Annotated in this window: 11 protein-coding genes; 6 read left to right on the plus strand and 5 right to left on the minus strand. The window is 71.0% G+C overall.

The window, feature by feature from the left end:
• Nucleotides 1-57: 57 nt before the first annotated feature.
• The gene (gene cpt, locus ACFY1E_RS02115) at nt 58-591 is read right to left on the minus strand and encodes a chloramphenicol phosphotransferase CPT (RefSeq protein WP_389070307.1); all 534 of its coding nucleotides are present in this window, start codon (nt 589-591) and stop codon (nt 58-60) included.
• 253 nt (nt 592-844) lie between these two features.
• Here cpt and ACFY1E_RS02120 point away from each other — a divergent pair, with 253 nt between their 5' ends.
• The 5 genes from ACFY1E_RS02120 (at nt 845) to ACFY1E_RS02140 (ending at nt 6,532) form a co-directional block, all read left to right on the plus strand.
• Entirely contained in the window at nt 845-2,062 is a 1,218-nt protein-coding gene (locus tag ACFY1E_RS02120) for an NAD(P)/FAD-dependent oxidoreductase (protein WP_389070310.1), read from the plus strand.
• A complete protein-coding gene (nirB, locus tag ACFY1E_RS02125) occupies nt 2,062-4,680 on the plus strand; it encodes a nitrite reductase large subunit NirB (RefSeq protein ID WP_389070312.1) in 2,619 nt (872 codons plus the stop codon). The genes ACFY1E_RS02120 and nirB overlap by 1 nt, the downstream gene beginning before the upstream one ends.
• Nucleotides 4,677-5,027: a nitrite reductase small subunit NirD gene (nirD, locus tag ACFY1E_RS02130; RefSeq protein ID WP_389070315.1), complete on the plus strand. Its 351-nt coding sequence runs from the start codon at nt 4,677-4,679 to the stop codon at nt 5,025-5,027. The genes nirB and nirD overlap by 4 nt, the downstream gene beginning before the upstream one ends.
• A 56-nt stretch (nt 5,028-5,083) precedes the next feature.
• Nucleotides 5,084-5,668 carry a TetR/AcrR family transcriptional regulator gene (locus ACFY1E_RS02135; RefSeq protein WP_389070317.1) on the plus strand — a complete coding sequence of 195 codons (585 nt, stop codon included), beginning with the start codon at nt 5,084-5,086 and terminating at the stop codon, nt 5,666-5,668.
• A 78-nt stretch (nt 5,669-5,746) separates the two neighbouring features.
• Nucleotides 5,747-6,532, plus strand: a complete 786-nt coding sequence (locus ACFY1E_RS02140) for an SDR family NAD(P)-dependent oxidoreductase (protein WP_389070319.1) — start codon at nt 5,747-5,749, stop codon at nt 6,530-6,532.
• A 374-nt stretch (nt 6,533-6,906) separates the two neighbouring features.
• Here ACFY1E_RS02140 and ACFY1E_RS02145 read toward each other — a convergent pair whose 3' ends face one another.
• From ACFY1E_RS02145 to ACFY1E_RS02155, 3 genes are all read right to left on the minus strand, one after another.
• Complete coding sequence (locus tag ACFY1E_RS02145; protein WP_123964970.1) at nt 6,907-7,155, minus strand: hypothetical protein; 249 nt, start codon at nt 7,153-7,155, stop codon at nt 6,907-6,909.
• Entirely contained in the window at nt 7,152-8,486 is a 1,335-nt protein-coding gene (locus ACFY1E_RS02150; RefSeq protein WP_389070321.1) for a S8 family serine peptidase, read from the minus strand. The genes ACFY1E_RS02145 and ACFY1E_RS02150 overlap by 4 nt, the downstream gene beginning before the upstream one ends.
• Nucleotides 8,487-8,709: 223 nt before the next feature.
• Nucleotides 8,710-9,636 carry an oxidoreductase gene (locus ACFY1E_RS02155; RefSeq protein WP_389070324.1) on the minus strand — a complete coding sequence of 309 codons (927 nt, stop codon included), beginning with the start codon at nt 9,634-9,636 and terminating at the stop codon, nt 8,710-8,712.
• Between the two features lie 160 nt (nt 9,637-9,796).
• Between ACFY1E_RS02155 and ACFY1E_RS02160 the strand changes: the two genes are divergently transcribed.
• Nucleotides 9,797-10,330, plus strand: a complete 534-nt coding sequence (locus ACFY1E_RS02160) for a DUF4232 domain-containing protein (protein ID WP_389070326.1) — start codon at nt 9,797-9,799, stop codon at nt 10,328-10,330.
• A gap of 124 nt (nt 10,331-10,454) precedes the next feature.
• On the opposite strand, the gene ppdK is transcribed toward ACFY1E_RS02160, so the two are convergent.
• On the minus strand, nt 10,455-13,175 hold the full coding sequence (gene ppdK / locus ACFY1E_RS02165) for a pyruvate, phosphate dikinase (protein ID WP_389070328.1): 2,721 nt from the start codon (nt 13,173-13,175) through the stop codon (nt 10,455-10,457).
• Nucleotides 13,176-13,323: the final 148 nt, after the last annotated feature.

The raw sequence follows: 13,323 nt of genomic DNA on the forward strand, positions 1-13,323 counted from the left end.
TGCAACAGGGAACGGATCGTCGCCCTCACGCACCTCACCGCAAGCCACTGAGCACGACTACCGCCAGCCGCCGAGCACCGCCCCCGCGATGGCCCGTGCGCAGTCCAGCGACTCCGTGTGCGTGGTGTCCACCTCGACGTCGTAGTCGACATCCCGGTGGACCAGTTCCGCCTGCCGCTCGGCCATGCCCCGCACCCGGTCGCCCCGCGCGATCTCCCGGCCCGCGGCCACCGCGGCCTCGCAGCGCACGCCGACCCACAGGACGTCCAGGCCGACGAGAACCTTCCGCCAGCCCTCCTGGGACTGCCCGCCGCCGAGGAACACGTCGTCGACGATGACCGGGGCGCCCGCGCGGACGGTGGCCGCGACACCCTCCATCCACGCCGTCTGAAGCCTCCGGAACTCGGGCCCGACGCTCACCCCGCCGTCCGGCGCGACGAGCGAGGCCTGCAGGGACGCGGGCATCGAGTCGACCAGCGTGTCGATCGCGAACACCAGCCACGGTTCCCGCAGCACCTCCTGCAGACACCGCACGATCCCGGACTTGCCGGAGCTGGAGCCGCCGTTGAGCACGATCACCTGGGTCGCCATCGGGCCACCGTAGAGGAACGAGCGGAACGCTCCCCACCCGTTTTCGGGCTGCCCGCGACCAGGGCGTCGTAGACGATGGTGCCTGCACGGAACCCGGCGGGCGGCGGTGCCGAAGCCGCCGCCACCTCACATCACGCCCCCGACGTGCACTCCGAACCCTCACACCCCCGGCGGGCCTGAGCTGAGGGCAGCGTTCCTCGCGGGAAACAGATGTGATGCTGCCGGGTAACACCGGCATCGCACGCTCCTGGACATGACCTCGAATACGCGTGTGGTGGTGATCGGCGCCGGCCTCGCGGGCGTCCGTCTCGCCCGGCGGCTCGGTGAGCTCGGCACACCCGTGACGCTGATCGGCGAGGAGGAGCACCGCCCGTACAACAGGGTGCTGCTCGCCGAAGTGCTGGCGGGACGGTACAGCCCCGAGGTGATCGCGCTGCCTGCGCCCGCGGAGCTGATCCGCGCCCGGGTCACCGGCATCGACCGCGAGGATCGGACCGTCGAGTGCGCGGACGGCTCGAAGATCGCATACGACACGCTGGTCCTGGCCACCGGATCCAACCCCGTGCTCCCGCCCCTGCGCGGACTGTTCACCCCGGACCACGTGCTGCCCGAGGGTGTGCACGCGTTCCGGACCATGGACGACTGCCTGGGCCTGTCGAAGGCCGTACGGCCCGGGGTGAAGGCGGTCGTCATCGGCGGCGGGCTCCTCGGGGTCTCCGCCGCCCGCGCGCTCGCCCGGCGCGGCGCCCAGGTCGTCCTCGCCCAGCAGGGCGAGCGGCTCATGGAGCGCCAGCTCGACCCGAGCGCCTCGAAGCTCGTGCAGCGGCACCTCAAGGACCTCGGCGTCGAGATCCACACCGAGTGCCGGGTGCGCGACGTGCGCTGCGTGGGCGGCGCGGTCCGCTCGGTCGAGATGCACGACGGGTACGCCCTCGACGCGGACCTGGTGGTGCTGGCCTGCGGGGTGCACCCCCGTGTGGGCCTCGCGCAGATCGCGGGTCTCGAGGTGCGCAAGGGCATCGTCGTCGACGACGAGCTGCGCACCTCCGACCCGCACATCCGGGCCATCGGCGACTGCGTCCAGCACGACGGCGAGGTGTACGGGCTGGCCACGCCGGCGCTCGAACAGGCGGAAGTCCTGGCCGAGTTGCTGTCCGGCCGCACGAGCGCCCGCTACACCGGCACCCGTGCCCTGACCCGGCTCACGCTCGCCGGGCACGGCTCCCCCTTCGACCTCGCCGCGTTCGGCGAGACGGAGGCCCGGCCAGGCGACGACGTCGTCCAGCTGGCCGACGCCACCCGTGGCACCTACCGCAAGGTCGTCGTCCGCGACGACCGCCTGGTCGGCGGGGTCCTCGTCGGCGAACTCGGCACCGTCGGCGCACTCGCCCGCGCCTGGGAGGGGGCAGAGCCGCTCCCCGCCGACGGTGCCCCTCTGCTCCACCTGCTCACCAACGATGGAGGCTCCTGATGTCCGCCACTCGCGGGGCTACCCCCACGATCGTGCTCGTCGGCCATGGCATGGTCGGCCAGCGCTTCCTCGAAGCGCTCGCCGCGCGCGGCCTGACCGCCACGCACCGCGTGGTCGTGCTGTGCGAGGAGCCTCGTCCCGCGTACGACCGCGTGGCGCTCACCTCGTACTTCTCGGGCAAGACGCCCGAGGAGCTCTCCATGACCGACATGGAGTTCATCAACGACCACGGCATCGAGCTGTATGTCGGAGACCCGGCGGAGACGGTCGACCGTGACGCGAAGAAGGTGACCGCGAAGTCCGGTCAGGTCTTCGAGTACGACACCCTCGTGCTGGCCACCGGCTCGTACCCCTTCGTGCCGCCGGTCCCGGGCAAGGACGCCGAGGGCTGTTTCGTCTACCGCACGATCGAGGACCTCCTCGCGATCGAGGAGTACGCCAGGACGAAGGCGACGACCGGTGCGGTGGTCGGCGGCGGTCTGCTCGGTCTCGAGGCCGCGGGTGCGCTGAAGGGCCTCGGACTCACCTCCCACATCGTGGAGTTCGCGCCGCGTCTGATGCCGGTGCAGGTCGACGAGGGCGGCGGCGCCGCTCTCCTGCGCACCATCGAGGAGATGGGCCTGACCGTCCACACGGGCGTCGGCACCCAGGAGATCGTCGTCGGCGAGGACGGCGCGGTCATCGGCATGAAGCTCTCCGACGGCTCCGAACTCGCCACCGACCTGGTGGTGTTCTCCGCCGGTGTCCGCCCCCGCGACCAGTTGGCCCGCGACTGCGGCCTGACGGTCGGCGAGCGCGGCGGCATCACCGTCGACGAGCAGTGCCGTACGGTCTCCGACCCGCACGTCTTCGCGATCGGCGAGTGCGCGCTGGCCTCCGACGGCCGGGTGTACGGCCTGGTCGCCCCCGGTTACGAGCAGGCCGAGACGGCCGCCGCGACCATCGCCGAGGACGAGACCGAGCAATTGACGTTCACCGGCGCCGACCTCTCCACCAAGCTGAAGCTGCTCGGCGTGGACGTGGCGTCCTTCGGCGACGCGCACGGCACCACCGAGGACTGCCTGGACGTCGTCTACTCCGACTCCCGCGCGGGCCTGTACAAGAAGCTGGTCATCGGCCGGGACGGCACGCTGCTCGGCGGCATCCTGGTCGGTGACGCGGAGGCGTACGGCACGCTGAAGGCCTTCACCGGTTCGGTGCCGCCGGTCTCGCCCGAGTCGCTGGTGCTGCCCGCCGGCGCCGGTGAGTCGGTGCAGCTGGGTCCGACCGCGCTGCCGGACGACGCGATCATCTGCTCCTGCAACAACGTCCGCAAGGGCACCATCCGCGCCGCGGTCACCGACCACCAGTGCACCACCGTGCCCGAGGTGAAGAAGTGCACCAAGGCCGGTACGACCTGCGGCAGTTGCGTCAAGGTGCTGGGCCAGCTGGTCACGGCCGAGCTGGAGGCGTCCGGCGTCGAGGTCGACAAGGGCCTGTGCGGCTGCTTCTCGCAGACCCGCGAGGAGCTCTACGAGATCGTCCTCGCCCTGCGCATCAACACCTACCAGGACCTGCTGGACCGCTACGGCCGCGCCGAGGCCAGGGGCGGCGACGGCTGCGAGATCTGCAAGCCGGCGGTCGCCTCGATCATCGCCTCCCTCGCCCCGACGATCGGCGCGAGCGGCTATGTCCTGGACGGCGAGCAGGCGGCCCTCCAGGACAGCAACGACCACTTCCTCGCCAACCTGCAGAAGAACGGCTCGTACTCGGTCGTCCCGCGCATCCCCGGCGGTGAGATCACCCCCGAGGGCCTCATCGTGATCGGTGAGATCGCCCGTGACTTCGGCCTCTACACGAAGATCACCGGCGGACAGCGGATCGACATGTTCGGCGCCCGCGTCGAGCAACTCCCGCTGATCTGGGCCCGGTTGGTGGACGCCGGCTTCGAGTCCGGCCACGCCTACGGAAAGGCCCTGCGCACCGTCAAGTCCTGCGTGGGCCAGACCTGGTGCCGCTACGGCGTCCAGGACTCCGTCCGCATGGCGATCGACCTGGAGCTGCGCTACCGGGGCCTCCGGTCGCCGCACAAGCTGAAGTCGGCGGTCTCCGGGTGCGCCCGCGAGTGCGCCGAGGCCCAGTCGAAGGACTTCGGCGTGATCGCCACGTCCAACGGCTGGAACCTGTACGTCGGCGGCAACGGCGGCGCCACCCCGCGCCACGCGGACCTGCTCGCGCAGGACCTCTCCGACGCCGAACTGGTCCGCCTGATCGACCGTTTCCTGATGTTCTACATCCGCACCGCCGACCGCCTGGAGCGCACCTCGACCTGGTTGGAGCGCATCCCCGGCGGCCTGGACCACGTACGCGACGTGGTGGTGGAGGACTCCCTCGGCATCTGCGAGGAGCTGGAGTCCCTGATGGCGGACCACGTGGCGAACTACGCCGACGAGTGGGCGACCACCATCAACAACCCGGACAAGCTGGCCCGGTTCGTGTCCTTCGTGAACGCGCCCGACACCCCGGACCCGGTCGTGGGCTTCGTCCCGGAGCGCGACCAGATCAAGCCCGACCTGCCGCTGCTGTCCATCGGCATGCGCCCCTCTGAAGACCTCCTGGAAGGAAGCGCCCAGCGATGACCCTGGCACCCGAGACCACCGACCTCAAGGTCGAACTGCAGCTGGACGACGACTGGTTCGCGGTCTGCGAACTCAACCAGCTGCTCCCCGGCCGCGGCGTGGCCGCGCTGCTGCCCGACGGCCGCCAGGCCGCCCTGTTCCGCGACCGCAACGGCGAGCTGTACGCCATCGACAACCGCGACCCCTTCGGCGGCGCGGCGGTCCTCTCCCGTGGCCTGACGGGCACCCACAAGGGCCGTCCGTTCGTCGCCTCGCCCCTGCTGAAGCAGCGGTTCGACCTGCTGACGGGGCAGTGCCTGGACGACGAGTCGGTGCGGATCGCGACGTACCAGGTACGCGCGGCGTAAGCTCCCGCCTCGGGATTTCTTGACCGATCGTTCTCGTTGCTTCTAGGCTGCGCCACATGGCCAGGACCAAGGAGTTCGATCCCGATGCCGCGCTGCAGTCGGCCCTGGAGCTGTTCTGGCGGCGCGGCTACGAGGCGACGTCGATGTCCGACCTGGTGGACCATCTGGGCATCGGCCGCGCCAGCCTCTACGCGACCTTCGGCAGCAAACACGAGCTGTACCTGAAGGCGCTGGAGCGCTACGACCGGGCCGGGCTCCCGCCGATCGTGCGGGAGCTGTCCCAGCCGGGTCCTGCCCTGCCCGCCGTACGGGCACTCGTACGGCGCTACGCCACCGAGGCGGCCGACGGGCAACTGCGCCTGAACGGTTGCCTGGTCACCAACACGGCGAGCGAACTCGCCCCGCACGACGCGGCGGCCGCCCGGCGCGTCGAGCGCAACTGGGACCATCTGGAGACCGTGCTGCACTCGGCCCTGGTCCGCGCGCAGGCCCAGGGCGAGCTGCCCGCCGGCCGCGATCCGCTCGCCCTCGCCCGGATGCTGCTGGTGCTGCTGCAGGGCCTGCGGGTGGTCGGCAAGGCGTCCGCCGATCCGGCCAGGGTCCGGGACGCGGCGGAGCAGGCGCTGGCCCTGCTCGACTGAGACTCCGGGAACGCCCCTCCTCCGAGGGGCGTTTTCTACGGCTTCATACTGAACCGATCGGTCAAAAAAGGGGAGATCATGACCAGCACGGCTCACACCGCCGGCGGACGCTTCGCGGACCCCACCGCGCTTGTCACCGGCGCGGGCTCCGGCATCGGACGGGCGATCGCGCTCGCGTTCGCGGCGGAGGGCGCCCGGGTCGTCGTGGCAGGACGCCGGAGGGAACCCCTCGACGAGACGGTCCGGCTGATCGAGGACCGGGGCGGCAAGGCGCTGGCGGCCACCGCCGACGTGTCGGCCGCCGCCGACAACCAGGCGCTGGTGGAGACGGCCGTCGAAGCCTTCGGCTCGCTCGACGTGGCGGTCAACAACGCGGGCGTGTTCCGGGGCGGCGGCCCGCTCGCCGAGCTGCCGGAGGCCGACTGGCACACCCAGCTCGACATCAATGTCACCGGCGTCTTCCTCGCCCTCCAGGCCCAGATCCGCCGGATGCGCACCCAGCCGTCCGGCGGCGCGATCGTGAACGTCGCCTCCACCTTCGGTGCGCACGCCCGCATCCCCGGAGCCGCCGCGTACGCCGCCTCCAAGGCCGCCGTCGCCGCGCTCAGCAGGGGCGCCGCCCTGGACCACATCCGGGACGGCGTCCGCATCAACGTGGTCAGCCCCGGCGCCACCGACACCCCCATGTCCCTGCGCCCGGGCGAGACGGAGGCGGACCGCACCGAACGGGTCCGGACCACCCTCCCCCTCGGCCGCCTCTCCGCCACGCAGGAAGTGGCCGCCGCCGTCCTCTACCTGGCCTCCGACGACGCCGCATCGGTGGTGGGCACGGACCTGGTGGTGGACAGCGGGGCGACGGCCTGACCGGTGGGTCACTGGACCCGCCTGTCCGGGGGGCGCAGAAGGACTTGCTGGGCGGACCTGGTGGCCGGCAGCGAGGCGACGGCCTGACCGGATGGGATCACTGGGTCCGCCCACCCAGAAGACACAGACGGACCGCACCGAACGCGTGCAAGCCACCCTCCCCTCGGCCACCTCCCCGCGACGCAGGAAGTGGCCGCCGTCCTCTACCCGACCTCCCACGACGCGGCATCGGTGGGGGGCACGAGACCTGGTGGTGGACAGCGGGGCGACGGCCTGACCGGTGGGTCACTGGACCCGCCTGTCCGGGGGGCGCAGAAGGACTTGCTGGGCGGACCTGGTGGCCGGCAGCGGGGCGACGGCCTGACCGGATGGGATCACTGGATCGGCTCGTCCGGGGGCGGGAGTTGGATGGTGAGTTCCCGGTCGACGGCGTCCACGCCGTCGACCGCTTCCAGGGCGGGGATCCGGTCCTCCGCGACGGTGCCCGAGAGCGTGCCGAGGATCGGCTGCTCGCCCGTGACCGTGAGACCGGCCCGCCGCAGGGCCGCGACGACCTCCGCGAACCGGTCGGGGTCGACCGCGAGGACGACCCCGACCGGAGCGGAGTGGGACGACTCGGTCACGGGGCCTGCAGGAGGCCCGCGCCGACGTCCTTGCTCGACTGCATCAGCGGGTAGGCACCGGCCTGCAGGGCGTTCCACAGCTCCTTGGCGGAGGCGTTGGGGTTCGCCTGGGCGAGCAGTGCCAGGACACCGGCCACGTGCGGGGTGGCCATGCTGGTACCGCTCATCTCCTGCTGCCCGCCGCCGGGCTTGGCCGAGAACACCTGCCAGCCGGGCGCGGCGATGTCGACCTCGCCGCCCTGCCCGTTGATGGCGCCGTTGGAGAAGAACGGCGTCCTGATCGCCTTGTCCAGCGCACCCACCGCGAGGATGGACGGACAGTTGGCCGGCCGGCTCACGGGCCAGACCTCCGTGGGCCGGTGGCTGTCGTTGCCCGCGGCGGCGACGATCACCGTCCCGCGTTCCAGCGCGCGCTGGGCCAGCCTCTCGTACGTCTGCGGGAAGAGCTCACCCGGCTGGACCGGCGCGCCCAGCGACATGGAGATCACCTTCGCGCCGTGGGCCACGGCCCAGGCCATGCCCGCCAGGATCTGGCCGTCGCTGCCGGAGCCCTGGTTGTCGAGCACCTTCGCCGCGAGGATCCGGGCCTCGCAGGCCACCCCGTACCGGGGTCCCTGCTGGGGATGGGCGGGGCCCGCGGCGGTGCCGATGCAGTGCGTGCCGTGGCCGTGGCCGTCCTTGACGGGCTCGCCGGGGACGAACGAGGCCGTCGCCTCGAGGCGGCCGGAGAAGTCCGGATGGTCGGTGTCCACGCCGGTGTCCAGCACGGCGATCTTCACGTCCCGTCCGGTCAGCTGGGACAGATGGGCCCGGATCGCCTGCAGGCCCCAGGTGCAGTTCTGCTCGTCCCAGGCCGGACCCTGGGCGGCGGCCATCTCGGCCCGGGAGTGGCGACCGACCACGTCCTCGTCACTGCGGTAGGCCGGGTAGAACTCGGTCGGCGCCAGTGTCGGGGCGGTGATCGGGAAGGCGTACACCTTGCGCTCGGGCTCCGCCGCGATGATCGACGACTCCCGCTCCGCCGTGGTCACCAGCGCATGACGCTGCTCGGGCCGTACCTCGACGACGGCCGCGCCGAGTTCCTCGAAGTGCACCGAGACGTCGGGGCGCTCGAGGAGTTCCGCGACGTTCTCGACGTCGGTTCCGCGGACACGTTCGACGGACGCGATGTCTGCGGAGGAACGCAGCGCGTTCAACCCGCTCTCCTGGTTGCTCTGGTCGAGCAACACCACGTACCGGCCGGTGTACTCCGCTCCCTGGCCTTCGAATCGGGGGTGGGGCCGATCGGGGTGCTCGCCGAAGGCGCGCCTGTCCATGGGTCCGTTCGCCATTGAATTTCCCGCTTTCTGTGCGCTGCTCCCCCCGTTCGTGGACACACGTCGGGACACGCAGGGTCAGCGCCGGACAAAGGGGGCGCGGATCGGTCGCGTGGATCGACGCGTACTGCCGTGACCTGCAAGGATTCCCTTCGCCAGGCCGTCGGCATCGCCCCCCGGTACACCGTCGCATCGAGCACGGAGGCCCGCAACACGACGGCTCACGGGACGTGCCCGGTCACCCTTTCAACGCGTCGTACGCCACCCCGGTGAGCCGCTCGGACGCGGCCCAAAGCCGTTCTCCCGCCGCGTCGTTGAGCGTCCACGGCGCCCGCCAGGACGGGGCGGGCGCCCCGCGCCACATCATGAACGACGGTCCGGTGAAGGAGTCCGGCCGCACGTCCGGCGCCGTGGCCGCGTACAGGACGGGCAGCGCGCCGGCCTCCGCGGACTGCGCGAAGACCCGGTTGCCGAGCTCCATCACCCGCCCGACGAGCCTGCGCCCCTCCATGCGGGGCGCGGCGCCCTGCAGGTTGGTGGCCGCGTACCCGGGATGGGCCGCGGCCGCCACCACGTCCGCGCCGTGCGCCGCGAGCCGGCGCGCGAGCTCGTGGACGAAGAGCAGATTGGCGGTCTTGGAGCGGGCGTAGGCGATCCAACGCCGGTAGCGGCGCTCGCTGTTGAGGTCGCCGATGTCGATGTTGGCCACGGCGTGCATCTCGCTGGAGACGCTCACCACGCGGGCGCCGGCGGTGGCGAGCAGCGTCGGCAGCAGCAGCCCGGTGAGCGCGAAGTGCCCGAGGTGGTTGACCCCGAACTGCGTCTCGAACCCGTCCGCCGTGGTCCCGTAGGGCAGCGCCATCACCCCGGCGTTGTTGACCAGCAGATCGAGGTAGTCGTAGCGGTACGAGGCCGCGAACTCCCGTACGGAGCCCAGGTCCCCGAGATCCAGCCGCGCGAACTCCGCGATCGCTCCCGGCACTTCACCCACGATCCGGTCCGCCGCCGCGTTTCCCCGCGCCTCGCTCCGGCATGCGAGGACAACCCGCGCCCCCTTGCGCGCCAGTTCCCGCGCGACGACGTACCCGAGTCCGCTGTTGGCCCCGGTGACGACGGCGATGCGCCCGCGCTGGTCGGGGACGGCCTTCTCGTTCCAGCCGGGCATGGGCGGGCTCCCTCCGGGTGCGGGTGCTTCCCAGCGTAGGAGAGGGGTCCGGCATGTCGCCCGAGGGGTTCCTCGGCCGCCCGGTACAACTTTTTCCGCTGGGCACTCATCCAACAGAACGTACACATCCACCCATTCGCCCGACGGAGGCGGATATGCCATGTTTGTTCACTCTCAGCGACGATCCCGACGCGGCGTAGCCGCCCTTCTGTCCGCGGGCCTCCTGGGGCTCGCGGGCGCCGGAGCGGCATGGAGCGCGACGGCAGGGACGGCGACGGCGGCACAGGGCCTGCGTACCTGCGCCGTGAGCGACCTCTACGTCTCCATGGGGCGCAAGGAGGGCGCGGCGGGCTCGGTGTACTGGCCGATCCGGTTCACCAACACCAGTGCGACGAGCTGCACCCTGCGCGGTTATCCGGGCGTCAGCGTCCTGGACCCGGCGCACCGGCAGATCGGCCCGGCGGCCACGCACAGCGGCCGGCCCTTCGCCACCGTGGTCCTCGCCCCCGCCCACTCCGTCTCCGCGGTGATCCGTACGACCAACGGCCCCATCGGCGGGCCCTGTCTGCGCACCGGCACCTATCTGCGCATCTACCCACCGGCCTCGTACCAGGCGGTGCTCGTCCCGGCCTCCTGGACGATCTGCTCGCACCTCTTCCAGGTCGGCCCGGTGAACACCCAGGGCGCCCTCTGAGCAGCCCGAAGGGGCGGCACCTCCGCACAGGTGCCGCCCCTCCTTTGGTGATCCGGAGCCGCCGCCCATCGGTATTGAGGGTCGGGGACGGGCGGCGGCTCCGGGGCCTTCGTGGCCGTAGGGCCTACCGGTGGTCGCTGCCCGCCGACTGGGTGGCGGCGCGTCCCGCCTCCAGGCGGGCCACCGGGATCCGGAACGGTGAGCAGGAGACGTAGTCGAGACCCACCTCGTGGAAGAAGTGGACCGACTCCGGGTCACCGCCGTGCTCGCCGCAGACGCCGAGCTTCAGGTCGGGACGGGTCTCGCGGCCCGCCTTCACCGCGGCGGCGACCAGCGAGCCCACGCCGTCCTTGTCGATCGTCTCGAAGGGCGACACCCCGAAGATGCCCTTCTCCAGGTAGGCGGTGAAGAACGAGGCCTCCACGTCGTCCCGGGAGAAGCCCCACACCGTCTGGGTGAGGTCGTTGGTGCCGAAGGAGAAGAACTCCGCCGCCTCCGCGATCTGGCCGGCCGTGAGGGCCGCGCGCGGGAGCTCGATCATCGTGCCGATGGCCAGCTTGAGCTGGGTACCCGTCGCCGCCTCGACCTCCGCGATGACCTGGTCGGCCTCCTCGCGGACGATCTCCAGCTCCTGCACCGTGCCGACGAGCGGAATCATGATCTCGGCGCGCGGGTCGCCCTTGGCGTTCTTGCGCTCGGCCGCGGCCTCGGCGATCGCCCGTACCTGCATGGTGAACAGACCGGGGATGACCAGGCCGAGGCGCACGCCGCGCAGGCCCAGCATCGGGTTCTGCTCGTGCAGGCGGTGGACCGCCTGCAGCAGCCGCAGCTCGTTCTCGTGCGGGTCCTTGCGGGCCTCGGCGAGGGCGACCCGGACCGACAGCTCGGTGATGTCGGGCAGGAACTCGTGCAGGGGCGGGTCCAGGAGGCGGACCGTGACGGGCAGGCCGTCCATCGCGGAGAACAGCTCCACGAAGTCCTGCTTCTGCAGCGGGAGCAGCTCCTTCAGGGACTCCTCGCGCTCGGCGTCCGTGTCGGCCAGGATCAGCTTCTCCACCAGCTCACGCCGGTCGCCGAGGAACATGTGCTCCGTACGGCACAGACCGATGCCCTGGGCGCCGAAGCGACGGGCGCGCAGCGCGTCCTCGGCGTTGTCCGCGTTGGCGCGCACCCGCAGCCGGCGCTTGCGGTCGGCGAAGGCCATGATCCGGTGGACGGCCTCGACGAGTTCGTCGGCGTCGTTGGCGCCGGCGTGCATCCGGCCCTCGAAGTACTCGACGACCGGGGAGGGCACCACCGGGACCTCGCCCAGGTAGACCTTGCCGCTGGAGCCGTCGATGGAGATGAGGTCGCCCTCCTCCACGACGTGTCCGCCGGGCACGGTCATCCGCCGCCGCTTGGTGTCGACCTCGAGCTCCTCGGCACCGCAGACACAGGTCTTGCCCATGCCGCGCGCGACGACGGCCGCGTGGGAGGTCTTGCCGCCGCGCGAGGTCAGGATGCCCTCGGCCGCGATCATGCCGTCGAGGTCGTCGGGGTTGGTCTCCCGGCGGACCAGGATGACCTTCTCGCCGGAACGCGACCACTTCACCGCGGTGTACGAGTCGAAGACGGCCTTGCCGACCGCCGCACCCGGGGAGGCCGCGATGCCCCGGCCGACCTGCTCGACCTTCGCGTGCTCGTCGAACTTCGGGAACATCAGCTGGGCGAGCTGGGCGCCGTTGACGCGCTGCAGGGCCTCGGTCTCGTCGATCAGCCCCTGGTCCACGAGCTGCGTGGCGATACGGAAGGCCGCACCCGCCGTGCGCTTGCCGACGCGGGTCTGCAGCATCCACAGCTGGCCGCGCTCGATGGTGAACTCGATGTCGCAGAGATCCTTGTAGTGGTTCTCAAGGGTCTCCATGATCTGCATCAGCTGGTCGTACGACTTCTTGTCGATCTGCTCCAGCTCAGCGAGCGGGACGGTGTTGCGGATGCCCGCGACCACGTCCTCGCCCTGTGCGTTCTGCAGGTAGTCGCCGTAGACGCCCTGGTGGCCGGAGGCGGGGTCGCGGGTGAAGGCGACGCCCGTGCCGGAGTCCGGGCCGAGGTTGCCGAAGACCATCGAACAGACGTTGACGGCGGTGCCGAGGTCGTGCGGGATGCGCTCCTGGCGGCGGTAGAGCTTGGCGCGGTCGCCGTTCCAGGAGTCGAAGACCGCCTTGATGGCGAGGTCCATCTGCTCGCGCGGGTCCTGCGGGAAGTCCCGGCCGGCCTCGGTCTTGACGATCTTCTTGAACTTGGTGACCAGCTTCTTGAGGTCGGCCGCCTCCAGCTCGGTGTCGACGGTGACCTTCTTGGCCGTCTTCGCCGCCTCCAGCGCGTCCTCGAAGAGGTCGCCCTCGACGCCGAGGACCGTCTTGCCGAACATCTGGATGAGGCGCCGGTAGGAGTCCCAGGCGAACCGCTCGTCGCCGGCCTGCTCGGCGAGGCCCTTCACGGACTTGTCGGAGAGCCCGATGTTGAGGACCGTGTCCATCATTCCGGGCATCGAGAACTTCGCGCCGGAACGGACCGAGACGAGCAGGGGGTTGTCGGCCTGGCCGAGCTTCTTGCCCATGCGCTGCTCCAGCGCGTCGAGGTGCGCACTCACCTCGTCACGCAGTGCCGCCGGCTCCTCGCCGCTGTCGAGGTAGACCTTGCAGGCTTCGGTCGTGATGGTGAAGCCAGGAGGAACGGGGAGTCCCAGGTTGGTCATCTCGGCGAGGTTCGCGCCCTTGCCACCCAGGAGGTCCTTGAGGTCTTTGTTTCCCTCGGTGAAGTCGTAAACGAACTTCGCTACATGGGGTTCTTTGTTTTCCGACACGGTCTCGACTCCCTCGAGGACGCGGTGGCTGCCCTGACGGCGAGGAACATACCCAGATCAAAGGCGTCTGGGTACGTCTACTCGCGTGTCATGCGCCCGTAACCAGTCGTCCGCCAGCGGATCGAAAGTCAAAGCTTGGCAAGCGGTG

The sequence above is a fragment of the Streptomyces sp. NPDC001604 genome (assembly GCF_042893475.1).
Taxonomy (GTDB): domain Bacteria; phylum Actinomycetota; class Actinomycetes; order Streptomycetales; family Streptomycetaceae; genus Streptomyces.